This is a genomic window from Bacillus sp. FSL K6-2431 (assembly GCF_038005165.1).
GTDB classification, from domain to species: Bacteria; Bacillota; Bacilli; order Bacillales; family Bacillaceae; genus Bacillus; species Bacillus pumilus.
On record NZ_JBBOSQ010000001.1, the window covers coordinates 442,402 to 467,982 of the forward strand.

The 25,581-nt window shown below is 42.1% G+C and carries 25 protein-coding genes; all 25 read right to left on the minus strand.

Features of this window, described 5'->3' with window-relative positions; all coding sequences use genetic code 11:
- Positions 1–121 precede the first annotated feature (121 nt).
- The 25 genes from MHH40_RS02225 to nusA all read right to left on the minus strand — a co-directional run bounded on the left by MHH40_RS02225 (position 122) and on the right by nusA (position 25,581).
- Positions 122–1,351: an MFS transporter gene (locus tag MHH40_RS02225; RefSeq protein ID WP_226805337.1), complete on the minus strand. Its 1,230-nt coding sequence runs from the start codon at positions 1,349–1,351 to the stop codon at positions 122–124.
- Between the two features lie 102 nt (positions 1,352–1,453).
- Positions 1,454–2,179 (minus strand): GntR family transcriptional regulator, encoded by a 726-nt coding sequence (locus MHH40_RS02230; RefSeq protein ID WP_050944992.1) that lies wholly within the window; start codon positions 2,177–2,179, stop codon positions 1,454–1,456.
- Positions 2,180–2,343: 164 nt separating this feature from the next.
- Positions 2,344–4,716 carry an FtsK/SpoIIIE family DNA translocase gene (locus MHH40_RS02235; RefSeq protein ID WP_050944995.1) on the minus strand — a complete coding sequence of 791 codons (2,373 nt, stop codon included), beginning with the start codon at positions 4,714–4,716 and terminating at the stop codon, positions 2,344–2,346.
- A 110-nt stretch (positions 4,717–4,826) separates the two neighbouring features.
- Positions 4,827–5,063 carry a YlzJ-like family protein gene (locus MHH40_RS02240; protein WP_003211099.1) on the minus strand — a complete coding sequence of 79 codons (237 nt, stop codon included), beginning with the start codon at positions 5,061–5,063 and terminating at the stop codon, positions 4,827–4,829.
- The gene (locus MHH40_RS02245) at positions 5,060–5,788 is read right to left on the minus strand and encodes a ClpP family protease (RefSeq protein ID WP_003212436.1); all 729 of its coding nucleotides are present in this window, start codon (positions 5,786–5,788) and stop codon (positions 5,060–5,062) included. Before MHH40_RS02245 ends, MHH40_RS02240 begins: the two co-directional genes overlap by 4 nt.
- Before the next feature lie 119 nt (positions 5,789–5,907).
- Complete coding sequence (rnjB, locus tag MHH40_RS02250; RefSeq protein ID WP_003212233.1) at positions 5,908–7,575, minus strand: ribonuclease J2; 1,668 nt, start codon at positions 7,573–7,575, stop codon at positions 5,908–5,910.
- A 171-nt stretch (positions 7,576–7,746) separates the two neighbouring features.
- A complete protein-coding gene (gene dapA / locus MHH40_RS02255; RefSeq protein WP_003211660.1) occupies positions 7,747–8,613 on the minus strand; it encodes a 4-hydroxy-tetrahydrodipicolinate synthase in 867 nt (288 codons plus the stop codon).
- Positions 8,614–8,643: 30 nt separating this feature from the next.
- Complete coding sequence (gene dapG, locus MHH40_RS02260) at positions 8,644–9,858, minus strand: aspartate kinase (RefSeq protein ID WP_050944998.1); 1,215 nt, start codon at positions 9,856–9,858, stop codon at positions 8,644–8,646.
- A 92-nt stretch (positions 9,859–9,950) separates the two neighbouring features.
- Positions 9,951–10,970, minus strand: a complete 1,020-nt coding sequence (asd, locus tag MHH40_RS02265; RefSeq protein ID WP_003211715.1) for an aspartate-semialdehyde dehydrogenase — start codon at positions 10,968–10,970, stop codon at positions 9,951–9,953.
- 139 nt (positions 10,971–11,109) lie between these two features.
- A complete protein-coding gene (gene dpaB, locus MHH40_RS02270; RefSeq protein ID WP_050945000.1) occupies positions 11,110–11,703 on the minus strand; it encodes a dipicolinate synthase subunit B in 594 nt (197 codons plus the stop codon).
- Complete coding sequence (dpaA, locus tag MHH40_RS02275) at positions 11,700–12,602, minus strand: dipicolinic acid synthetase subunit A (protein ID WP_003212195.1); 903 nt, start codon at positions 12,600–12,602, stop codon at positions 11,700–11,702. The genes dpaB and dpaA overlap by 4 nt, the downstream gene beginning before the upstream one ends.
- 123 nt (positions 12,603–12,725) lie before the next feature.
- On the minus strand, positions 12,726–12,998 hold the full coding sequence (locus tag MHH40_RS02280) for a YlmC/YmxH family sporulation protein (RefSeq protein WP_012010001.1): 273 nt from the start codon (positions 12,996–12,998) through the stop codon (positions 12,726–12,728).
- 70 nt (positions 12,999–13,068) lie between these two features.
- Positions 13,069–13,992 carry an aminoglycoside phosphotransferase family protein gene (locus MHH40_RS02285; protein WP_050945002.1) on the minus strand — a complete coding sequence of 308 codons (924 nt, stop codon included), beginning with the start codon at positions 13,990–13,992 and terminating at the stop codon, positions 13,069–13,071.
- 73 nt (positions 13,993–14,065) lie between these two features.
- On the minus strand, positions 14,066–15,295 hold the full coding sequence (locus MHH40_RS02290) for a M16 family metallopeptidase (RefSeq protein WP_050945004.1): 1,230 nt from the start codon (positions 15,293–15,295) through the stop codon (positions 14,066–14,068).
- Between the two features lie 33 nt (positions 15,296–15,328).
- A complete protein-coding gene (locus MHH40_RS02295) occupies positions 15,329–16,222 on the minus strand; it encodes a polysaccharide deacetylase family protein (protein ID WP_223250646.1) in 894 nt (297 codons plus the stop codon).
- 174 nt (positions 16,223–16,396) lie between these two features.
- Positions 16,397–18,514, minus strand: a complete 2,118-nt coding sequence (gene pnp / locus MHH40_RS02300; RefSeq protein WP_003211098.1) for a polyribonucleotide nucleotidyltransferase — start codon at positions 18,512–18,514, stop codon at positions 16,397–16,399.
- Between the two features lie 181 nt (positions 18,515–18,695).
- Positions 18,696–18,965, minus strand: a complete 270-nt coding sequence (gene rpsO, locus MHH40_RS02305) for a 30S ribosomal protein S15 (RefSeq protein WP_012009997.1) — start codon at positions 18,963–18,965, stop codon at positions 18,696–18,698.
- 140 nt (positions 18,966–19,105) lie between these two features.
- Complete coding sequence (ribF, locus tag MHH40_RS02310; RefSeq protein ID WP_050945008.1) at positions 19,106–20,071, minus strand: bifunctional riboflavin kinase/FAD synthetase; 966 nt, start codon at positions 20,069–20,071, stop codon at positions 19,106–19,108.
- Between the two features lie 18 nt (positions 20,072–20,089).
- Entirely contained in the window at positions 20,090–21,019 is a 930-nt protein-coding gene (gene truB, locus MHH40_RS02315; protein WP_050945010.1) for a tRNA pseudouridine(55) synthase TruB, read from the minus strand.
- Positions 21,020–21,087: 68 nt separating this feature from the next.
- Positions 21,088–21,438 (minus strand): 30S ribosome-binding factor RbfA, encoded by a 351-nt coding sequence (gene rbfA, locus MHH40_RS02320; protein ID WP_003210803.1) that lies wholly within the window; start codon positions 21,436–21,438, stop codon positions 21,088–21,090.
- Positions 21,439–21,455: 17 nt separating this feature from the next.
- Entirely contained in the window at positions 21,456–21,734 is a 279-nt protein-coding gene (locus MHH40_RS02325) for a DUF503 domain-containing protein (protein ID WP_012009994.1), read from the minus strand.
- Positions 21,731–23,851, minus strand: coding sequence for a translation initiation factor IF-2 (gene infB, locus MHH40_RS02330; RefSeq protein WP_003212253.1), 2,121 nt, complete (start codon positions 23,849–23,851; stop codon positions 21,731–21,733). Before infB ends, MHH40_RS02325 begins: the two co-directional genes overlap by 4 nt.
- Positions 23,852–23,870: 19 nt before the next feature.
- On the minus strand, positions 23,871–24,173 hold the full coding sequence (locus MHH40_RS02335) for a YlxQ family RNA-binding protein (RefSeq protein WP_034619894.1): 303 nt from the start codon (positions 24,171–24,173) through the stop codon (positions 23,871–23,873).
- Positions 24,166–24,450, minus strand: coding sequence for an RNase P modulator RnpM (gene rnpM, locus MHH40_RS02340; RefSeq protein WP_003210758.1), 285 nt, complete (start codon positions 24,448–24,450; stop codon positions 24,166–24,168). The genes MHH40_RS02335 and rnpM overlap by 8 nt, the downstream gene beginning before the upstream one ends.
- 15 nt (positions 24,451–24,465) lie before the next feature.
- On the minus strand, positions 24,466–25,581 hold the full coding sequence (nusA, locus tag MHH40_RS02345) for a transcription termination factor NusA (protein WP_003211013.1): 1,116 nt from the start codon (positions 25,579–25,581) through the stop codon (positions 24,466–24,468).

Sequence of the window (25,581 nt, forward strand, 5' to 3'; positions counted from 1 at the left end):
TGAACACCTCCCGTTTGGAATAATTTAAAAGATATTACTATACATTAGTTTAACTATCAAAATTTTACATGTCAATTTATAAAAAAGAAAAAAGATGGCAAAATACCGTCTTTTTTCTAGATTAAACCGTTTTTAATTGTTCACTTTCATCCTCTTCATCTGGCTGGATGAAGAAGATGACCAAAAATAGAGAAATAAGACTGCAAATGGTCGAGAGAATAAAAACGATGGAGTCCCCTTTATCCATGAGATAAGCGTAAATCGGAGGTCCTAAAGCGACACCGATAAAACGCATACTGCTGTAAAACGACGTAATGGTTCCGCACTGCTCTTTTTCAATTCCTTCTGTGATCAGGGCATCAAGTGCAGGCAGGACAATACCGATGCCAACACCGCCAATGCTTAAGCAGATAAACAATACATAAAAGCTGTGATTCCACCATAAAAGCATATAGGAAAGTGATAGCAAGGCCATGCCTACGATTAAAAAGATTCTCATTTTCCCTTTTTCTTTTCCAATTGTTTTCCCAGCAACGTATGAGCTGATGGATAGAAAAAGGAGCGGAATGCTAAGCAGGAGCCCTTTTTTGACACCCTTAATTTGATAAGCTGCCTCTAGGTTATCAGATAAGTAAAAAAGCACACCAAAAAGAAGAAACATAATAAAACCGCCAATTGCAAAAATGGCATACAGCCAGCGTCCCTCATGCTTAAATATGGTCTTTGTTGATTGTAAAAATTCTTTGAATGAAGGCGGGTCCTCCTCTTTTTTCGCGGATTCTACCATGAACAGTACCATGAGAAAGCTGATGATTGAGAAGAACGGAATAAACCAAAACGGCACAAACCAAAACCATGAAGCCAAAAGCGCCCCAATAATCGGGCTCAATACCTTTCCAGCTGTGTTAGAGGTTTCAATGGCGCCTAGTCCCGCACTGACTTCTTCATCATCATGAAACAAATCTCCAATAAACGGCATCACGACAGGTGCTGCCCCGGCTGAGCCAACACCTTGAAGGACCCTGCCAAATAGAATCCACATGTACGGTTCTTTCATGATCGTTGAGGCAACTGCTGCCACAGCCCCTCCAAGTCCTGCGATTAACAGACACGGCAGGAGTACCTTTTTTCGCCCGATTCGATCTGATAAATAGCCGGCGATCGGAATACATAAGATCGCGACAACGGAGTATACCGTAATAATGAGGGAGACTTGAAAGGAAGTAATGGAAAGTGTCTTTTCTATCTGTGGCAATACGGGAATGAGCATCGAGTTCCCAAGTGTCATGATTAAAGGCACTGATGATAATGCAATAATATTCTTTTTACTGACTGTTTTCTCGCCCAACATCATTCACCCAATTCTATATACTGTTACGTATTAGTGTGGCAAGTTTTACGGGTATTATGTATGGGCAAACAAAAAGCAACCGCTTATGAAAGCGACTGCTCGTTAAAATCGTTTACGTATCACATGAAAGCTGAATTTATCCGCTCGAAAATAATTAAGCGAGTATAAGACCGGCTGATCATCCTGATCATAGTGCATTTGTTTCAGTAGTAATAATGCTGTTTCAGGGTCACATTCTAGTATCGGTGAAACCTGATCGTGGTAGCCGATTGGTTCAATGTCAGCAACTGCATATTTTATCCCGCTGTGTGGTTCTCTTCCAAACAGCTCAAAAAGAGACTCTTCTTCATGTGTAAAAGAAGCGGGAAGATGCTTGACCGGAATTTTATCTAAACAGTAAACCACGGGCTGTCCATCTGCCGTCCGAACGCGCTCCATTGAAAAAATCTCATCAGATTCATCACACTGAAAACGAATCACATCATTCTCTGTTGGTTCCCCTTCTTGGGAGGATAAAAAAATGGTACCAGGCGTCATATTGACCTGCTCTATCATTTTCGTGACACTTGCCAGCTGTTCTATGCCTGTTGAAAAGAGTGGTCTTGTGTTGACGAACGTACCCACACCATGCCTTCTAATTAAATATTTCTCTTCTTCTAATATACGAAGGGCTTCACGCAGTGTCGCTCTGCTCACGCCTAAAAGCTTTGAGAGCTCAAACTCAGAAGGCAGCTTTTCTTTTTCGGCATATACGCCTGATTGTATATCTTCTTTAATACGGTCAATCACTTTCAAATATAAATGGCGATTGTCTGTTTTGGTCGACATGTTTTCCCTCCGTCTAATCAATGCAAATGATAAGATGAGAAATCTCTATTCCGAGATAAGTTGAACATAACTATATCATGTTTTTGCAAATAAATAAATAGTCTGACTTCCAGTTAACATAATCATACTATCGTTCACTTCTTTTTTAGAAAGCTCTCTTCGATTTATGAAGAGAGCTCATCATATTGTTCTTTTGAAAGCAGGACTTCTCTCGGTTTACTTCCTTCATAAGGACCGACAACGCCTCGCTCTTCCATTGCGTCAATCAGGCGGGCGGCCCGGGTATAGCCGATGCGGAATCTTCTTTGAAGCATAGAGACAGAAGCCGTCTGCATGCCGATGATGAGTTCCACTGCTTCATCATATAAATCGTCATCCACAGCTGTAAGCTGATCCTGCGTTTCTTCAGTTGGAATCATTTCTTCTTGATATTGCGCTTTTTGCTGAGTGATCACATGGTCAACGACATGCTCTACTTCTTCATCTGATAAAAAGGCGCCCTGCACACGAACCGGTTTGTTTGCTCCAACTGGCAGAAACAGCATATCCCCTCTGCCGAGCAGTTTTTCTGCGCCTCCCATATCAAGGATCGTCCTTGAATCGGTTTGCGAGGACACGCTAAAGGCGATGCGAGATGGGATGTTGGCTTTAATGACACCTGTAATGACATCGACAGAAGGTCTTTGTGTGGCAATAATTAAATGAATCCCGGCTGCACGAGCCATTTGCGAAAGTCTTGTAATAGAATCTTCCACATCTGAGGAAGCGACCATCATTAAATCTGCAAGCTCGTCTACAATGACGACAATATAAGGAAGTTCTGGCTGTTTCGCCTCTTCTGATTGATTCATTCGTTTAATGTAATCATTGTACCCTTCAATATTTCTTGTCCCCGTATGAGAAAATAATTCATATCGGCGTTCCATTTCACTGACGACTTTTTTCAGTGCCTGTGAGGCTTTCTTAGGGTCCGTTACAACGGGAGCGAGCAGATGCGGAATGCCATTATACACATTTAGTTCAACCATTTTCGGATCAATCATCATCATTTTCACTTCATGAGGTTTCGCTCTCATGAGAATACTTGTGATAATGCCATTGATACACACACTTTTTCCGCTTCCTGTCGATCCTGCTACAAGTAAATGCGGCATTTTGTTCATTTCAGCGAGCACGGCTTCACCCGAAATATTGCGGCCTAGTCCAATCAGCAGCTTCGCATTTGGACGGTCATTTTGCTTCGATTCTAATACCTCTTTTAAAGAAACCATCGCAATTTCTGCATTAGGAACCTCAATACCGATGGCTGATTTCCCAGGAATCGGCGCCTCAATCCGAATATCTTTTGCGGCGAGAGCAAGAGCTAAGTCATCACTTAGATTGACGATCTTACTTACCTTCACGCCAACATCTGGATAGACCTCATATTTGGTAACAGCCGGTCCTAAGTGAACCTGTGTAACTTTCGCTTTGACGCCGAAGCTTTGAAACGTTTTTTCAAGCTTTCTTGCATTTTCATATATATTCTTTTTGTCTGTTTGCTGTCCTGAGTGCTGCGGCTCTGCCAAAATATCCAGTGACGGCAATTCGTAATCTTTGTTTTCAAGTTCCGTAAACGTCATCGGCGGCGCCTCTTTTGGTTCATCAGCTGAATCTGATGGAGCCGGCGTACTTTGCACAGATTCTTGAAGAGGCGAAGTCTCTTTTGCCACCTGCTCTTTTTGAACGAGCGGGGTGAGAATGTCATCTCTGTCAGCAAAGCTTGAGATAATCGGCTGACTATTGTCAGGCACTGGCGCTTCCTCTTCCATTATGATCTGACCATCTTCGTCCTCTTCCTGAATACGAGACCGTTTTTTCTTTTGGGCCGTTTTCTGAGAGGGCGCGCTCTTTTTCGCCTGCCTGATTCCTTTCATATCTTCAACAAACGCTTTCCACTGCTTCACCATAAATTGCGAGACAGGCAGCGTCACTTTTTTCACCATTTCTTGAAGAGATCGATTTGTAATCAGCACAATTCCAATCAGCATCAGAACGATTGCCATGATTTGAGAGCCTGCTTGTGCAAATAAGAAATAAGAAGCAGCAAATAATACGGCACCGATCATGCCGCCTCCTAAATCAGGCGACCCCGTCTCACCTTTCATGTCCATCAAGAAAAGCTCAAATGTATTTCTGATCACACTTTGAGAGCCTATCGCACCCGCAGATGAAAGGTGCTGAAAGAGCTTCACATGAGACAAAAGCAAGATACTCGCAATGATGCAGTATAGCCCTGCTTTTCTTCTTGTCAACATATCTGGGATTTGTTTTTTCCAGAAGATGGTCACGCCAAAAAGAAATAATCCGATAAGGCAGAGAATGAACCATTCACCTGCAAAGAATCGGAATAAATGTACGAAGGTTTGTCCAACGACGCCTAGCTGTAAAATGGCGATGATCGCTATGGCAATACAGACTAACCCATTTAATTCATATTTCAGTTTTAGCTGTTTATTTTGTTTTTTTCTCGTTTTCCGTTTTCTCTTTTTAGCCATACTCATCACCTTACTACGAAAGAAAATATAACCTACCGAAAGATCAGAAAGAAAGCAGCCTGGTTTTGGCTGCATCTTGTTGTAAGTTTTCCCTTTATTATAGCATAGAATCATTCATATGAGTCGGTTTGATTGGAGCCTAATTGTAACTTCAATCGCTTGCCTGGTGCAAGCTCTTGATTCAAAAAGTCCATTGGATTGGTGCTCATGACCTGAACGATTTCTGCTTCATCCTCTTTCATTTCAACCATAACTGGCACGCCTTGGATGTTTACCTGCTGAAGTTTGCGGTCTCCTTGTTCCTCTGCGTAAATGGCTTCATATGGCATAGGTGTGTATAAAATCATTGGATCAGCCCCTCGTTTTGAGATGCCCTTTCTCCAATCAGCTCGTTCAACTTTTTAATCGCTTGTCCTACACCGCCTACTTCATTCATGAGACCGTATTCTGCCGCTTCATGACCAACAACATTTGTTCCAATGTCTCTTGTCAAATTGCCTTTTGAGAACATGAGCTCTTTGAACTTCTCTTCTGTAATATTGGAGTGGCTTGTCACAAAGTTAATGACTCTTTCCTGCATTTTATCTAAGTATTCAAAGGTTTGCGGGACACCGATCACAAGACCAGTTAAACGCACAGGATGAATGGTCATCGTGGCTGTTTCCGCAATATAGGAATAGTCACACGATACAGCAATCGGGACACCAATGGAGTGGCCGCCGCCAAGTACAATCGATACAGTCGGTTTTGATAAAGAAGCAAGCATTTCTGCAATCGCTAGTCCCGCTTCAACATCGCCGCCTACTGTATTTAAGATTATCAAAAGCCCTTCAATTTTTGGGTTTTGCTCTACTGCTACGATTTGCGGTATGACATGCTCGTATTTGGTTGTTTTATTTTGTGGTGGAAGCTGCATGTGCCCTTCAATTTGTCCAATAATGGTGAGGCAATGGATATTTGTATCTTGCGGGAGCTGTGGTATGGCTGTTTCACCAAGCTGCTGTATTTTGCTCATAATGCTGTCTTTTTCTTCTGGCTTTCGCTCAGGCTGCTGTTCATTTTTTTCGTCCATTTGTCTCCATCCTTTCCTCAAACTCTCCTCCTATTATGAACAAGAAGGCCATATTCAATCCGCATTCCTCGCACCACATCAAAAAAGCCCAAAGAGCTTATGCTCCTTGGGCTTTCTCATCATACTTCCATAATAATCGGAATGATCATCGGCTTACGTTTTGTTTTTTCATATAGGAATTGATTAAGTACGTCGCGCATGGATTGTTTCAATGTTGACCATTCAACAATTGAGTTTTCCGTTTGCTCTTTGACAATCCCTTTGACCATTTCTGTCGCTTTCACAATCAGCTCTTCAGATTCTCTGACATACACAAATCCTCTTGTGATGATTTCAGGTCCAGAAATTAATTGTTTCTTTTGTTTATCGAGCGTAATGACGACAATTAAGATACCATCTTGAGACAATAGGCGTCTATCGCGTAACACAATGTTCCCGATATCACCAACGCCAAGACCATCGATCAAAATATTGCCTTGGTGAACTTTTTCACCAATCTTGACGTTCTGTCCTCTAAACTCCACAACATCCCCTTTATCAATCAAGAAAATGTCACTTCGTTTCATTCCCACTTCTTCAGCAACACGAGAATGTGCTTTTTGCATACGATATTCGCCATTCACCGGAATTAAATACTTCGGCTTTAGTAAGTTCAGCATGAGCTTTAACTCTTCTTGGCAGCCATGTCCAGAAACATGCACACGTTTTTGTGCAAAAATGACTTGTGCGCCGCTTCTTGTAAGGAAATCCACTGTTTTTGAATAGGTAAGTTCTTGTCCAGGAAGAGGTGTAGATGCAATCACAACCGTGTCATCTTTTTCAATATGAAGCTGTTTGTGATTTTGTTTCGCCATTTTTGTTAACGCAGCTAAAGGCTCTCCGTGGCTTCCAGCTGTCAGGACGACCACATCGTTTTTCGCCATTTTCTTCACTTCTTGAACTGGTACAAATAATTCTTCGTCTGCTGTGACATAACCAAGTTTGATCGCCAGCTGAAGAGTCGTCATCATATTCTTTCCTGCTACGGCAAGCTTACGGCCATTTTGATTTGTTGCATTAATGATCTGCTGCACTCGGTTAATGTTAGATGAAGATACAGCCACAATGACACGATTTTCAGCATTGTACATCGCATTTGAGATTTCGTCTTGGACGAGCGCCTCAGAAGGTGTATAGCCTGGTTTTTCAGCATTGGCACTGTCTGAAAGAAGTGCTAAAACGCCATTGTTTCCAATTTTCGCAATCTCTCCGATGTCACAGGCTTGGTTAAGCGCTGGGGTTTGATCAAATTTAAAATCACCTGTGCATACGATTGAACCAAGAGAGGTTTTGAAGCTGATCCCAACTGAATCAGGGATGCTGTGATTCGTTCTAAAGAATGATACCTTTGTTGTTTCAAACGTAATGACTGATTTTGCATGTACCTCACGCAAATCAGCTTTTTGATTGAAGCCATACTGTTTTAATTTTTCTCGAAGTAACGCAAGGGTCAGCTTCGTTCCGTAAACTGGTACAGACAATTTGCTTAAGCAATGGAATACGCCTCCGATTGCTTCATCATGTCCGTGGGTAAGAAAAATTGCTTTCACCCGATCAGCACGTTCTGTTAAATAAGAGATATCAGGAATGACAACGTCAATGCCTAGCATTTCGTTTTCTGGATGCATCAAGCCTGCATCTACCACATATATGTCCGAATCAATTTCAATGACATATAAGTTTTTCCCGATTTCTCCAACGCCTCCAAGTGCAATAATTCTTACGTTCTCTGTATTTTTCTTTTTCAAAATTCTTATCCTCCTAGTCTCAAGCCCGTCCATCATCGCTTAATGCTATTATAACTGAATCTAATTTTAGAAAACAAGATGAAGTCACATTTTAAGAAAGTGTTTATGTATAAAAAACGGTCATACTCAGGGACATCTGAGAATGACCGCTTACGAAATCTTTTGTTTTGATCAGCTGTTTAAGACGCTGCTTAAATCCAGTCTCTCTTCTTCTGACAAAGGTAGAAGCGGAAGACGAACCGATCCGACATCTAGTCCTTTCAGCTGAAGAGCTGTTTTGACAGGCGTTGGATTTGGCGCTGAGAATAGCTGTTTCATGATTGGAAGCAGCTTTTGATGGATCAATGCGGCATTGGCCGTTTGACCTGAAGCATAGCTTTTCAGCATTTGCTGCATATCAAGCCCTACGATATGAGACGCCACAGAGACTACTCCTTTTGCACCAACAGATACAGCTGGAAGTGTTAAGCTGTCGTCACCTGAATAGACATCGAAATCCTCTGGTGTCTCTGCAATGATTTTTGTCATGGCATCAAGATCACCACTTGCTTCTTTGATTGCGACAATGTTAGGTATTTGCGCAAGCTTAATGGTTGTTTCTGGGGCTAATGACGCAGCCGTTCTCCCTGGTACATTGTAAAGCATGACAGGAAGAGATGTAGACTCGGCAATGGCTTTAAAGTGTGCATACATGCCTTCCTGTGATGGCTTGTTGTAGTAAGGTACGACAAGCATCACTGCATCAACGCCCGCTTCTTCTGCTTTTTTCGTTAGTTTGATAGACGCATTTGTATTATTACTGCCTGTTCCTGCAATGATTTTACAACGACCATTTGCTAATTTTACCGATTGCTGAAAAAGAGCGACTTTTTCCTCAGTCGATAAAGTTGGCGATTCGCCTGTTGTCCCTGCAACGACTAATGAGTCACTGCCGTTTTTTAACAAGTAATCAATGAGAATTGATAGCTTTTGGAAATCAATGTTGCCCTTTTTATCAAAAGGTGTAATCATAGCTGTTGCGATATTTCCGAAATTCATTTTTTTCACCTCATCATGATTCAATCACATTTATCTTGAAAGTTCAAACACTTCGTGCAGGGCATTGACAGCCGCTCTCATGTTTTCTTCGTTCACTAGCACCCAAATGGTCGTATGGCTGTCAGCCGATTGTAAAATCGGAATGTTTTGCTCGGATAGAGCCGATACAATTTTTGATGTGACACCTGGTACACCCATGATGCCTGCGCCAACAGCTGATACTTTCGCACAATTTGTTGTGACAATTGGCGTATAACCAAGATCTTTTAGGATCGAGGTTGCCTTTTCAGTCATTGCACCTGTCACGGTATACACAATCTCACTCGGTGTAATATTGAAGAAATCGACACTGATTTGTGCATTAGCCATTGCTTTAAAGACCTCTGTTTGGACGCTGTATTGCCCTTCTTTTGCCGGGACTTTGATTTGCGTCACATCATTGACATGTGCAATACCCGTAATGAGGCGGTCGTACACATCATGGCTCATTTTATCTGAGTAGTGTGACGTGACGAGTGTGCCCTCTTCATCAGAGTATGTTGAACGGACCCTCATTGGTACTTTTGCTTGCATCGCAATTTCGACAGCTCTCGGGTGAATGACTTTTGCTCCTTGATATGCAAGGTTGCAAATTTCTGTATAAGTCACGACTCTGAGCGGCTTTGCATTTTCAACAATGCGGGGATCTGCCGTCATGACGCCTTCTACATCTGTAAAAATATCAATAAAATCTGCCTGTAATGCAGCACCTAAAGCAGCTGCGGACGTATCACTGCCGCCTCGTCCAATTGTGGTCACGTCTCCATTTTTCGCGGCTCCTTGGAACCCAGCAACAACGACAACATCATGTTCAGATAGTGCCGCCTCGAGACGTTCGCACTTCATATCAATAATTTTCGCACTCGTATGTTCCTTATCTGTCACAAAGCCAGCCTGTGCGCCTGTCATCGCTACAGCTTTTAGCCCGTTTTCATTCAGCATGCTTGAAAACACAACAGCTGAAATATTCTCTCCGCAGGAAACGAGCAAGTCTTTTTCTCGATTTGTCATATGCTGCGCGCTGCCGTAAAGCAGACCAAGCAGCGTATCTGTCGCATAAGGATCGCCTTTTCGTCCCATTGCGGAAACGACGACAACCGACTTATAGCCTTTCTCTTTTGCCGATAAGATATGTGCAAGTGCCCTTTGTCTACCTTGATCATCTTTGACAGATGTACCGCCAAATTTTTGGACAATTATTTTCACTGTTTTCACTCCAAGTTCATTCTGACGTAACAGAAGAGAGCAGGCGAATGATGCCTAACTCTCTTCTGTTCGTCCTCATCATCCATTGAATGTTAAACTAATTTTAATGCTTTTAAGCTTTCTGCAATTTGAACGGAGTTCCATGCAGCGCCTTTTAGCAGGTTATCAGATACAATCCACATATGGAACCCGTTTGGACGGTCCAAATCTTTCCGAATGCGGCCGACAAATACGTCGTTTTTCCCAACAGCATCTGCAGGCATTGGATAAATTTGCTGAGACGGATCATCTTGCAGTGTAATGCCTGGAGCATCTTTTAGAATGGACTTGACGTCTTCAACTGTTGCGTCGTTTGATTCTAGTTCGACGTAAACAGATTCTGAATGTCCTGTTTCAATTGGAAGTCTCACACATGTTGCCGCTACTTCCAGCTCTGGCATATGCATGATTTTTTTCGTTTCGTTGATCATTTTCATTTCTTCAAATGTATAGCCATTGTCTTGGAATTTATCAATTTGCGGAATCGCATTAAATGCAATTTGATAAGGCATGACTTCCGGTTTCACATCTTCTTTATTTAAAATGGCTTGTGATTGGCTATATAGCTCGTCAATGGCTTCATGTCCTGCACCTGATACGGCTTGGTAAGTGGACACGATGACTTTTTTCATGCCATACGCCTGACGAAGCGGTTCTAATGCCGCTACCATTTGAATCGTTGAACAGTTAGGGTTTGCAATGATTCCTTTATGGTCATGCAAGTCTTTTTCGTTTACCTCTGGTACGACAAGAGGGATGTTTTCGTCCATACGGAAAGCACTTGTGTTGTCTACAACAATCGCACCTCGTTTGACTGCTTCAGGAGCTAGCGCCTTGGAAACATTTCCTCCAGCACTGAATAATGCAATACTTACTCCTTCAAAGCTTTCAGGTGTTGCTTCCTGTACAGTATACTCTTGACCTCTGAATGTCACTTTTGTTCCAGCAGAACGTTTTGAGGATAGTAGAGTCAGTGTATCCATTTCAAAATCTCTGTCAGCTAGTGTTTTTAACATTTGTTGACCGACAGCTCCAGTCGCTCCAACTACAGCTACATGCAATCCTCTTCCCATCAGTAAAACTCCTTCCGACCCATCCATGATTCTTTTCTTTCGGATGGCCATCCTATGACTTTTTACATTTTATTTTACCATAGAAAAGCAAGGCTTGAAGCATCTTTTTTGAATCTTTCATGATTTTCTAGTGAATCTATTATTCGCTTGGTCCAATTAAAATTGGCTGAATTTGTCTATGCTGAAGTGCCTCTTCTACTGTTTGAGAAAGCAAATCCATGTTCGCGACCATGGAGGTCGGTTTTTTAAATGGATCATCCTGGCCAAATGGAATAAAGAAAATATTTTTTGTCGACATCAGCCTCATCAGATTTGTACCATTTAAGCCTAGCGCATCATTTGTTGAAATTCCTAAAACGACAGGACGATGATTTCGAATGGTTGCTTTTGCCGCCATTAAAACAGGGCTGTCTGTCATGGCATTTGCGAATTTCGCCATCGAGTTCCCTGTTAATGGAGCAATGACCATACAATCAAGTGGCAGCTTAGGTCCGAGCGGCTCTGCTTTCACGATTGAGTCAATCGCCTTAAAGCCAGTCAGCTTCTCGATCCGCTCAATCCAGTCCGCCCCATCTCCGAATCTTGTATTCGTGTTCTGGACCGTATATGACACCACTGGACGCACTTCTGCTCCTTCTTTTACAAGTGCTTCGATCTGCGGATAAACAGCTTCGTACGTACAGTGGGAACCAGTTAAGCCAAAGCCGATTCTTTTCCCTTTTAATGTTGTCATGATTCCATCCCCCTTTTTTCCTCTGCAAGTTCACATAAGAGCCCAGAAAGCACTTTTGCAATGATTTGCCCCGCTGTCTTTGGTGCGACAATCCCCGGGAGTCCTGGTGCAAGAAGCGCCTTCACCCCGTGTTTTTGTGCAAAGTCAAAGTCTGTTCCTCCTGGGCGGGAGGCGATATCCAAAATGAGTGTCTTTGGTGTCATGCTGACGATGACAGATGAATCTAATACAAGGCTTGGAATGGTATTGATGATGATATCTACATCGGTTACTTCTTCTTTTAACCGGTCCATTGAAAATGGATCGAGTCCCATTTCAAATGCCCGCGCTAAATGCGCTGTATCTGCTGCCCCTACTTTTACATCCGCACCGAGTGCCCGAAATGTGCGGGCAATGGTGAGTCCTGTTCTTCCGAGTCCAAGAACAGCGACACGTGATCCATGAATCGTATAATCCGTTTGCTGAATGGCCATCATGATAATCCCTTCAACTGTTGGAATAGAGTTATATATGGCAATATCATCTCGCTCAAACAGCTTCACAAGTTTTCGGTTCACCTGCTTTGCCAGATTGTCTAAGTACGTATTAGAAATACCTGAGTACAAGGTACAATGGGCAGGGGTTCTTTCTAAATAAGTTGCTTCTAGTAACACCTGTTCATTTGAGAAAACTGTCGCGACAACACCTTCATCCGTTGCCCCTGATACTGGCAGGATCATACTGTCTACCTGTTCGAATGGAAGTTCTGACATTTTTAGCTTTTCAGCCCCAATAAATCCGTGATCCAGCTGATCAAATCCAACCAAAAACACTTTGGCATGCTGCTGTGACAGCTTGCGAATAATTTCAAGCTGCCTTGCATCTCCCCCGATCACCGCAACCGTTAAACCGCTCAACATACTGACCGTTCACCTTCTTTATTTAAAAAAGTCTGTAATATTTTCTGAATCTCCCTTTCAGCATATGAGGAGAGGATTCAGCCTGTGAACAAATCGAAGAGAGAAAAGAAAAAGAGCACCCATTTATGATGGATGCTCTTTTTCCCCGGGCGGCTGAAGTGCTTCAGGCACATCGAGAATGATCATATCTGATCCTATTTTTTGAATGTGATTCCACGGGACGCGGATGTCATTTCCTTGCTTTCGAAAGCCAAACCACTTCACGGAAGGTATGATGAGTGCTGTGATTTGACCGTCCTGTTCATTGATTTCAAGGTCGGTTTGTCCAAGCACGCCAAGCCGCTCCGCTCTTTTAATATCAACGATCTCTTTTCCTGACAGCTCGCTTAGCCTCAAAATCGCATCACTTCCCTTCCGTATCATATATGCAGCCACAAGAAGAAATAGACCGTCCCGCTTTTGCAAGTTATGCATGATGCCAATTTGAATACCAAGCTGGTTTCAGTTGATGAAAGTGATCATGGTCTGCCAGCATTCTCTCCACTCGGTTCACCATACCTTGTACATGTTCAGTGTCATAAGAAAGCGTCCAAACAATAGAAGAAAAGCAGCTCATTGCTGTATAGATAGAAAAAAGAAGCCAAAAATCGTCTGTGACCTGCGTATTTACATAGTGATCCAGTTGCCCTGCTGAAAACGGAATACTATTTTCTCGGCTAAATAAGGACAATTTATAAAAATCATGAACCGGGTCACCCCAGTCAGATTGATCAAAATCAATGACGCCGGCATACTCACCTTCTTGTATGATGATATTCCCCAAATGAAAATCATCATGCTGGAATTGATTAGGTCTCGCCTTTACCGCATCAGCATGTGATTTGATAAAATCTAATACGAATTGCTCTTTCGTAAAGGTCACTCCACTTGATTGATAGGCATGTACATACCGTTCATGTTTCGCCATGACTCTCTCATCCCATGGCGCGACATGAGAAGGTGCGGGACATGTATGCATGAAATTCAGCTCTCTGCCTGCCCGTCTTCCGATTTCATACTGCTCTTCATTTGTAAGCAGATGGATGGATGCTCTAGCGTTCTCTCCTTCAATAAAAGAGAAAATACGATAGGTACAGTTAAGTTCAGGATTCATTCCAACCTCCATGACTTCAGAACATAGAAGCCCTCGATTTTTAAACTTTTGCTGAACTGAAGCTTTTCTTTTAAAATTAGTATACGTTTTGAGATTTGATAGCTTGAGCACCAGCTTTTCACTTGAGGATGTTGTGACGAGGTAAGTACGGTTTCCAGAAAAGCCAGATGTCATCGGCTGAAAGGAGATGGCTTGTGTCAGAAGCGGAGAGAGGAGTTTCAGTTTTTCACGTTCCATGTAAGCAGTGCCCCTTTCTACTTGATATACAATAAACGGCAGACCTCATAAGAAGCCTGCCGTGTTGTTTACATTATGATGGCTGATCACCCGTAGGACTAATAAGCGAGAGCGCATAATCCTCAGTAAAGATTCGTTTTGATAAGTTATTCACACCGTCTAATGTGACTTTATTGATTTCTTCAATAATTTCATCAAGTGTACGATGTTTGCCAAGGAGCAGTTCATTTTTACCGTTTCGGCTCATCTTACTGTTTGTGCTTTCAAGACTGAGCATTAGGTTCCCTTTCATTTGCTCCTTAGAGTTTTCAAGCTCTTTTTGCGTAATTCCCTCACGCTTTAAGACGTCAAGTGTTTGTAAGATGGTTTCAGAGAGCAGGTTTAACTGCTTCGCTCCAGTCCCGCCATAAATCGTCAGCATGCCGTTATCTGCAAATGAACTGTGATAGCTGAAAACGGAATAGGCGAGGCCTTTGTCTTCTCTTACATCCTGAAATAAGCGGCTGCTCATGCTTCCCCCAAGAACATTATTTAAGACGATTAAGTCATAGATGCCTTTGTCTCCAGCTGGGAGGCCATTAAAGCCCATGCATAGATGCGCTTGCTCTGTTTCCTTTTTGCGTGTGAGCTTGTCATAGTGAAATTGCGGCGCTTCTACAGGCTGTTTTTTTCCTTTCGTTTCATACGAACCGAACAACTTTTCAACCTCACTAATGAATGTGTCATCCACATTCCCTGCAACAGAGATAACGACGCGGTCCGGCGTGTAGAATTCATCCATATAAGCTCTAAGAGAATCACCGTTAAAGGTAGAAAGTGTTTCTTCTGTTCCTAAAATCGGGAACCCTAAAGAATGATCACCATAAATCGCTTTGCTCAACAGATCGTGAACGATATCATCAGGTGTATCCTCATACATTTTGATTTCTTCATATACTACATTTTTTTCTTTTTTCAGCTCTTCTTCATCAAAAGCAGAGTGGAAGAACATGTCGCTTAATACATCGAGGGCGTAGCCGGCATGTGAATCAAGCACCTTTGCATAGTAGCAAGTGTATTCTTTTGACGTAAAGGCATTTACTTGACCACCGATGCGGTCAAAGGATTCTGCGATATCACGTGCAGATCTCGTCTTTGTCCCTTTAAAGAACATATGCTCTAAAAAGTGTGAGATTCCGTTAATTTCTGGTGTCTCATGTCTAGAACCCGTTCCAATCCAGACGCCAATTGCGACAGATCTTACAGTGGGATTGTTTTCAAGTACAATTCTTACTCCGTTTTGGCATGTATACGTTTTGACCAAGTTTTGCTCCTCCTATTCAACAAACAGATCGGATCACGGATGTCTTTTTTCACTTAGGAGGTCAGAAACCGTTCCTAATTCATATCCTCTTTCCTTGATTTGAGTGATAAGTGCGTCAAGACTTTTCGCCGTCGAATCTGTTGGATGCATTAATATCATCGCCCCATTGTGAATTTTTCCAAGCACCCGTTTTTGTAGTACGTTTGGTGACGGTTTTTGCCAGTCAATGGTGTCTACCGTCCACATAATGGTTTCCATTCCTTCTTCTGCGGCAAGCTTCACTGTTTCTTCTTTAAAGCTACCGCTTGGAGGGGCGAACCACTTCGGTTTTTTTCCAAGGGATTCTTCAATTTGACGATTTGTTTTGGTAATCTGCTCTAATGCTCGTTCTCTTGTCAGTGTGCGCATATCTGGGTGATTGTATGAATGGTTTCCAATTTCATGACCATCTGCCACGATCTTTTTAGCAAGATCCGTGCTTTTTTTCACCCATTTGCCCTCTAAGAAAAAGGTCGCCTTGACCTGATGCTTTTCCAGTGTCTTTAACATCTTGATTAAATGCTCGTCACCCCAAGCCACGTTGATGAGGAAAGCATTCATTTTTTTATCTGGATGTCCCTTGTAAATGGGTTCAGCACCAAGTTCATGTAAATGAATAGAAGGTTTTGTTTCATTGAAAACAAGCAGCTTTTCATCAAATGACCCTTGTTTTTTCATTTTTTCATAAGAGGCATCGATATTGACCGTCTGTCCATTTAGACCAGGCATCTTTTTCCACACTTTATCAATCTTAGCATTTTGCGCCTTCACTTCATAGTCAGAAGACTTCGATTCAATCTCTTGATATAAAATATCTTTTGAAACAGATGCAACCTCAGCATGCTCTTTCATTGATTCAATATATGTAACAGCAGCCGGCTGCTTCATCGTTTGATATGACACGAGCAGTAAAAATACAAACACAATGAATGGTAACGTTTTTTTCAATGGTTGTCCCTCCCCTTTACCACAAATTATGATGGGGAGAAACAAGCTAGAACTATTGTTAGCGCAAGAAAAGAAAGAAGCCTGGTACGGATACCTGGCTTCTAACATATTTCATTAAGACTGTTTTTCTTCTTTTTCCTTTTCTTCACGTAAAACAGCTTTGCGAGAAAGGTTCACACGGCCTTGTTTATCGATTTCAGTGACTTTGACAAGTAATTCATCGCCAATCTTCACGACATCTTCTACTTTGCCTACACGATCAAGCGCAAGCTCAGAAATATGAACAAGTCCATCTTTGCCGCTGAAGATTTCAAGGAAAGCACCGAATTTTTCAATGCGTTTTACTTTACCTAAGTAAAGTTGTCCTACTTCAACTTCTCTCACAAGATCTTCAATGATTTTCTTCGCTTTTTGGTTCATGTCTTCTTCTGTAGAAGAGATAAAGATTGTACCATCTTGTTCAATATCGATTTTCACACCGGTATCTTCGATGATTTTATTGATTTGTTTACCGCTTGGTCCAATGACATCGCGAATTTTATCAGGATTGATTTTCATCGTTAAGATTTTTGGTGCATAACGAGACAATTCTCCTCTAGAAGCAGGAATCGTTGACAGCATGCTATCTAAGATTTCCATTCTTCCTTTTTTCGCTTGTTGGAGCGCTTCTTCCAAAATGTCTTTTGATAGACCATCGATTTTGATATCCATTTGAAGTGCTGTTACACCTTTTGATGTACCTGCAACTTTAAAGTCCATATCACCAAGTGCATCTTCCATTCCTTGAATGTCTGTCAGCACTGTGTAGTATTCACCGGATTTCACAAGTCCCATTGCAATCCCTGCAACTGGTGCTTTAATTGGAACACCCGCATCCATCATCGCAAGTGTGCTTGCGCAAATACTTGCTTGTGAAGTAGATCCGTTTGATTCCAGTACCTCAGACACAAGGCGAACCGTATAAGGGAAATCTTTTTCAGATGGGATCACTGGTTCTAATGCCCGTTCACCTAGCGCTCCATGTCCGATTTCACGGCGTCCTGGGCCACGCATTGGCCCTGTCTCACCAACACTGAATTGAGGGAAGTTGTAATGGTGCATGAAGCGTTTTGATTCTTCAACGCCTAGACCGTCAAGAATTTGCACATCGCCAAGTGCACCTAATGTACAAATACTGAGCGCCTGTGTTTGTCCTCTTGTAAATAGACCTGAACCGTGCGTTCTTGGTAGAAGTCCTACTTCTGAAGAAAGTGGACGGATTTGATCTACACCACGTCCATCTGGACGTACTTTCTCTTCAGTGATCAGACGACGAACTTCATTTTTGACAAGCTTGTTTAATACGTCTTTCGCTTGTTTAATTGTCGCTTCGTCGCGATCTTCTTCTTCAAATTTCTCAACCACAGCTTTTTTCACTGCACTGATTGCATCTTCACGTGCATGCTTCTCATGTACTTGAATCGCTTTCAGCAGGTCTGTTTCAGCAAGTGCTTTTACTTCGTCTGCTAACGTTTGATCTACTTCATATAGAGGAATATCGATTTTTGCTTTACCGACTGCTTTGACAATTTCCTCTTGGAATTCGATTAAACGTTTGATCTCTTGGTGACCATACATGATAGCTTCAAGCATTGTTTCTTCTGGTACTTCGTCAGCACCAGCTTCGACCATGTTGATCGCATCTTTTGTTCCAGCGACTACAAGGTTGATGTCACTTTGTTCAAGCTGTTCTACATTTGGATTGATGATAAACTTTCCATCAACTCGTCCTACTGTAACGCCAGCGATTGGTCCCTCAAATGGAATGTCAGACACACATAATGCTAAAGATGAGCCAAACATTGCAGCCATTTCAGATGAACAATCTTGATCCACACTCATGACGATACTAATAACTTGTACTTCGTTTCTAAATCCATCAGCAAATAATGGACGGATTGGTCTATCAATTAAGCGGCTCGCAAGGATCGCTTTTTCACTTGGACGGCCTTCTCTTTTAATGAAGCCACCAGGAATTTTACCTACTGCGTATAATCTTTCTTCGTAGTTCACAGTGAGCGGGAAGAAATCAAGTGGTTTTGGTTCTTTAGAAGCTGTTGCTGAGCTAAGCACAGCTGTATCTCCGTAGCGTACGAGGACCGCTCCGTTTGCTTGCTTTGCAAGCTGGCCAGTTTCAACTGTCAGTTGACGTCCAGCCCAGTCTATGGTGAAGACATGTTTCTCTTGTCCCATTCTGAGAAAAACTCCTCTCTTATCTTGAAATTTTAGTTAATTCTTATTATGAACAAAATGATTTTCACATATCAATGTGAAAGGTGTATGTAGAAGGGTTTTTGCCATTCTTTCAACATTTTAACCATAAAATATTAGTGATTATACGATAAAAAAGCGGGAATCCTCCCGCTTTTTACGATTATCGACGTAAGCCTAGTTTGTTAATTAACTCACGGTAACGAGTTACGTCTTTATTACGTAGATACGTAAGAAGATTACGACGTCTACCTACCATTTTCAAAAGACCGCGACGTGAGTGGTGATCTTTCTTATGAGTACGTAAATGCTCGTTCAAGTTGTTAATTGATTCTGTTAGGACAGCGATCTGAACTTCTGGAGATCCAGTATCAGATTCGTGTGTTTTGAACTCACTAATTAATTGAGTTTTACGCTCTTGAGTAATAGCCATCCTGTTTCACCTCCAAATCATGTTAGCCCCATCTACCTCGCAACCGTCGGTGAAGTCGGCCTGCCAAGTAAGTGGTTTTAAAGCTACAGGAATAATCATACTAAAAATATGCTGAATTTGCAAATGGTAGAGCTGTTTTTCTATGAATTTTTTGTTTGCTTTCGCTGATGTTGAAAAAACTGAATCGCTTCTTCTTTATCTTGACTGATTTGAGCCGTTAACTCCTGGATTCCGTTAAATTTTTGCTCACTGCGAATGCGCTTGAACCACTGTAATTTAATCGGTTCACCATATATTTCTTCGTTAAAACCAAAGAGGTTTACTTCAATGGCAGGTTGATCAGGACGTTTTTCATAAAAGGTTGGTTTATAGCCAACATTACAAACACCGTCATACACTTTACCTTTCACTTCTGCTCTTACTGCATAAACCCCTGTTGGCGGAATGATATACTCAGCAGATAAACCGACATTCGCAGTCGGAAAGCCGATCGTCCGTCCTCGTTTATCACCATGAATGACAATACCGCGCAGCTGATACGGTTTTCCTAAAAGCTCACTCACATATTCAACATCCCCATTTTTCAATGCAGAGCGTATGAGTGTTGAGCTGACTTTTCGGTCTTGATTGGACAACTTAGGAACGATGGTGGCCGTGATACGCCCTTTTCCGTACTCATCGAAGGTTTCCATTGTGCCTGCACCAAAACGGCCAAACGTAAAATCAAAACCAGCTACTGCGTGCTTCACATTCAGCTCATCTAAATATTGATAGACAAACTCTTGAGGAGATAGCGCTGCAAAGCTTTCGCTGAACTGCACAATGTATAAATAGTCAGCGCCCAGTTGTTCGATGAAATCAATTTTATCCTCAAGCGGTGTAATTAAGTCCTTGGGTTCACGTGCTTTTTGCAAAACATGTGATGGGTGCGGATGAAAGGTCATGACCGCTAAAGCCAATCCTTCTTTTCTCGCAATGCTTTTTGCTGCGTCAATCACTTTTTGATGTCCGAGGTGAACACCGTCAAAATACCCTAAAGCCATAACAGACGGGTCTTGATCCTTTTGATTCAATGTATGTGGGTGTGAAATATGTATAGTCTTCACGAGATGGTCACCTTTTCTTTAAGATTGCTTGTCCTGAGATAAGATCTTCGCCGGCTTCATCAGATTCTGTTTGGTCGGGTGCTTCATATATATCGCCAAACACCTGCCTGAAGGAGCAAAGACAGCGACACGATCTTCCTCTGCGAAATGAGCGAATTCATCAGGCATGGGCAGGACTGCACCGTTTTCCACTTTACTTGCTAATGTATCATTTATCTCCCATTTCGGCAAATGATTGAGCGCACGCTCGATCGAGACAAGGTGCTCATCTACTGTGCCTTCTTCGCTTATATCTCGCAACTCATCAAGGGTGATGCACTCATCTAGTGTAAAATCACCTGATCCTATGCGAATGAGATGTGACATATGAGCTGGAAATCCTAGTTTCTTTCCAATATCAACTGCTAAGGTTCTGACATACGTTCCTTTTGAACATAAAACGGTGAATCTAAATGATACTTTTCCATTTTCAAATAAAGCAGGTGTTGTCCGCTCGATACGGTGAATCGTAATCTCGCGGCTCGGCCGCTCAATTTCAATGCCTTCTCTTGCATATTCGTAGAGTTTTTTTCCGCCAATTTTCACAGCCGAAAACATAGGAGGAATTTGTTCAATGGTTCCTTGAAACTGTTTCAGCACAGCATCAATGTCTTCTTCTGAGATGGGGTTTTGCACCTTTTTTTCTTCTACGATCTCACCTGTTTGGTCTTCTGTTGTTGTAGAAAATCCAATCGTGATTTCTGCATCATACGTTTTCGATTTATCTGTTAAGTATTCGACAATCTTCGTTGCTCTTCCGATACAAATGGGCAGAACACCTGATACCTCGGGGTCGAGGGTGCCTGTATGTCCGACTTTTTTTGTATGTAAGAGCTTTCTCACTTTGAACACACAGTCGTGAGAGGTCATCCCTCTTTCTTTATGTAATAAAAGAACACCATTTACCATCTGCGCTCTCTCCTTTCGTAAACGATGAAAAAGGACAGACGATCATCGCCTATCCTTATTTCAACGTCTTATTCGTGATCTTTTGTGTTTAGTTCAGCAATTAGGCTTTCAATTCGGTTTCCGTAATCTACGGATTCATCGAATTCAAAGTGCAGTTCTGGTGTTTTGCGAAGTCTAATTCGATTGCCAATTTCAGAGCGGATATACCCTTTAGCCTTAGCAAGGCCTTTTAAGGTTTCCTCTCTTTTCTTCTCGTCACCGAGAACAGAAATGTAGACTTTGGCAATTTGCAAATCACCGGTTACTTCGACATCGGTTACAGTCAAAAAGCCGATTCTTGGATCTTTTAGCTTTCTGCCTAGGATATCGCCTAATTCTTTTTTCATCTGCTCACCCACGCGGGTTGCTCTCATACTCATGATCATATCACCTCTAATTAAAACCACTCAGTTTTCGTGATCGTTCGTTCAATTTCAGGAAAAGAATCAATAAAGCTTAAAACACGCTGCAATTCCTTTTCCACTTGAACCCGAGATGAGGAAATCACGGCGATTCCAATTGATGTACGCTGCCATGTGTCCTGGTAATCCATTTCAGCCATGGTTACATTGAATTTATGGCGCGTTCTTGTCAATATACGCTGAAGAACCGCACGTTTTTCCTTCAGTGAGGAGGCATCATAAATGATGCACTCACATTCGGTATAACCGATCATTTTCTTTCGATTTCTTGCATAACAAATGATTCCAGAACGTCGCCTTCACGGATATCATTGTATTTCTTAATGGTAATACCACATTCATAACCTTGTGAAACTTCTTTCACGTCATCTTTGAATCGTTTTAATACGTCGACTTCGCCTTCAAAAATAACGACGCCGTCACGGATTAAGCGGATACCACTATCTCTTGTGATCGTTCCTTCAGTAACATAGCCACCAGCAATTGTACCGATTTTAGATACTTTGAACGTTTGACGAACTTCAACTTGACCGATGACTTTTTCTTCATATTCAGGGTCAAGCATTCCTTTCATCGCCGCTTCAATTTCATCGATGACTTTATAAATAATGCGGTGTAAGCGGATATCTACGTTTTCTGTTTCAGCTGTGCTCTTCGCATTTCCATCAGGACGTACGTTAAATCCGATCACGATCGCATTAGAAGCACTTGCTAAAATAATATCAGATTCTGTAATCGCTCCAACACCCGTATGGATGATTTTCACTTTTACGCCTTCCACTTCAATTTTTTGAAGAGCGGCCGTCAGTGCTTCAGCAGAACCTTGTACGTCTGCTTTCACGATCAAGTTGATATCTTTCACTTCACCTTGTTTGATTTGCTCAAATAGGTCATCTAGAGATAATTTCGCTTTGTCTGAACGCTGTTCATCAAGCTGTTTCGAAGCACGCGCCTCACCTACTTGACGAGCTGTTTTTTCATCTTTGAATACGAGGAACTGATCCCCTGCATTTGGTACATCGTTTAAACCAGTGATTTCAACAGGTGTAGATGGTCCTGCTGTTTTCACGCGGCGTCCGATGTCATTGACCATTGCACGAACGCGCCCAAATGTATTTCCGACAACGATTGGGTCACCTACTTGAAGCGTACCAGTTTGAACAAGAAGGGTTGCAACTGACCCTCTTCCTTTATCAAGCTCAGCCTCGATAACAGTCCCTTTTGCCGCACGATTTGGGTTGGCTTTCAGTTCTCCAACTTCGCTGACAAGAAGGATCATTTCGATCAATTCGTCAATGCCTTCACCTGTTTTTGCAGATAGAGGAACGAAGATCGTTTCGCCGCCCCAAGCTTCTGGTACTAGACCATGCTCCGTTAATTCCTGCATCACACGGTCAGGGTTCGCTGTTGGTTTGTCAATTTTGTTGACAGCAACAATGATTGGCACTTCTGCTGCTTTCGCATGGTTAATAGCTTCTACCGTTTGCGGCATCACACCATCATCTGCTGCCACGACTAGAATGGTTGTATCCGTTACCTCGGCACCACGTGCACGCATCATTGTAAAGGCTGCGTGTCCAGGTGTATCAAGGAACGTGATTTTCTTGCCGTTTTCTTCAATTTGGTATGCACCGATATGCTGCGTGATTCCACCAGCTTCGCCTTCAACGACTTTCGTCTTACGAATGCTGTCAAGAAGCGTTGTTTTCCCGTGGTCAACGTGTCCCATGATCGTCACAACTGGAGGGCGTACTTGCATATCTTCTTCTTTATCTTCCACTTCATACTTTTCAAGTTCAGTTTCTTCTAAAATAATGACTTCCTCTACTGGAACGCCATATTCAGAAGCGATTAGTTCAACTGTATCTTTATCCAGCTCTTGGTTAATGGTTGCCATTACACCAAGCATCATCAGCTTTTTGATAATTTCAGCTGTTTCTTTTCCAAGCTCTTCAGCCAGCTGGCCGACTGTCATTGAATTTGTAAATTCAATTTTTTCAGGAAGCTCTTTCTTAGGCTTCACAGGTCTAGCTTGTTGATGCTGCGATTTGTTATTCCCACCGCGTTTATTTTTGTTTTTGTTTTGGTTGTTGTTTTTTTTGTTTTTATTAAATTGATTATTCTGCACGTCATTCTTCTTTCTATCATTGTTTTTGTTAGATGATTGTTTTTTTTGTTCTGCGGGTTTCTCGTTAGTTGTCTCTTTTGCTTTGGCTTTTTTATAGATAGCGTCTAGCTTTTTCACAGTGTCGTCTTCAAGCGTCGCCATGTGGTTGTTCACTTCCACATTCATATCCTTAAGCGCTGCTATAATATCTTTACTTGAAACATCTATGGCTTTTGCGTATTCATATACTCTCACTTTAGCCATTCGTTCACCCCCAAATAAATTAATCGAGCAAGCTTATAAGCTTCTTAGCGAAGCCTTGGTCAGTGACAGCGACAACTACGCGAGCTTCTTTCCCAATAGAACGTCCGAGAACGGAACGGTCTTCAATTTTTCTAACCGGAACATTATAAAATTTGCATTTGTCAGATACCTTTTTCTCTGTGTTCGGTGAGGCATCTGCTGCAAGAAGAACCAGCTTAGCACGCGCATGTCTAACTTCTTTGATCACAAGATCTTCTCCTGACACGACTTTACGAGCTCGATTTGCTAGACCAAGCAAAGGATACCACTTAGAATCAGTCATTTGGTTTTTTCACCTTTTCAGCTAGTTCTAGTAATTCTTCAAATATGTGTTCGTCAATCTGTGTCTGAAATTGCTGCTGTAAACTGCGTTTGTTCTTTGCCGCAAGAATGGTTTCTTTATCGAGAGAAAGGTAAGCTCCGCGTCCGTTCTTTTTTCCAGTTGCGTCAACAGACACTTCACCTTCTTTAGAACGAACAACACGGATCAGTTCTTTCTTTGGTTTCATTTCTCCCGTCACGACACATTTTCTAAGCGGGATTTTTTTTCGGCTATTCACCTTTTACATCACCTCTTATTCGTCAGATTCCTCAGCTACTGGTTCAGCCTCTAAGAAAAGAGATTCAGAGTCTTCAGTTCTTGGGAAAATACCGAGTTCCCTTGCATCTGTTTCGCTTTTAATGTCAATTTTCCAGCTAGTCAGCTTTGCTGCAAGACGAGCATTTTGACCTCTTTTACCAATGGCTAACGACAGCTGATAATCAGGGACAATGACTGTTGTCGCCTTATCTTCTTCATTCACAATAACATCAAGTACTTTTGATGGACTTAATGCATTGGCAACAAATTCAACCGGGTCATTAGACCAATGGACAATGTCAATTTTTTCGCCTTTTAGCTCGTTGACAATTGCTTGTACACGCTGGCCTTTTGGTCCAACACAAGAACCAACTGGGTCAACATCAGGATCATCCGTACGAACAGAGATTTTAGAACGGTCCCCAGCTTCTCTAGCAACCGATTTAAGCTCTACAGTACCATCATAAATTTCTGGCACTTCAATTTCAAATAAACGCTTTAAAAGACCTGGATGTGTTCTAGACACATAAATTTGTGGTCCTTTTGTTGTTTTTTCGACTTTTGTAATAAACACCTTAATGCGGTCATGTGGTTTGTAGTCCTCATTTGGCATTTGTTCGTTGACCGGAAGAAGGGCTTCGATTTTGCCAAGTGACACGTAAATGAATTTACTGTCAATTCGCTGAACGATTCCCGTCATAATGTCTTCCTCGCGATCGATAAACTCAGTGTAGATCACACCTCGCTCTGCTTCTCTCACTCGCTGCGTCACCACTTGTTTCGCAGTTTGAGCTGCAATGCGTCCGAAATCTTTTGGCGTGACTTCAATTTCAACGACGTCACCTACCATGTAATTCGGGTTCATATTGGCTGCATCATCTACAGAGATTTCAAGGCGAGAATCATACACTTCATCTACAACATCTTTTCTTGCAAATACGCGAATTGTTCCCGTTTCGCGGTTTAAATCAACACGAACATTTTGCGCTTGATTAAAGTTACGCTTATATGCAGAAATGAGTGCAGCTTCTATCGCTTCAATAATAATTTCTTTACTAATACCCTTCTCTTTCTCGAGAACAGTCAGGGCATCTAACAACTCACTACTCAT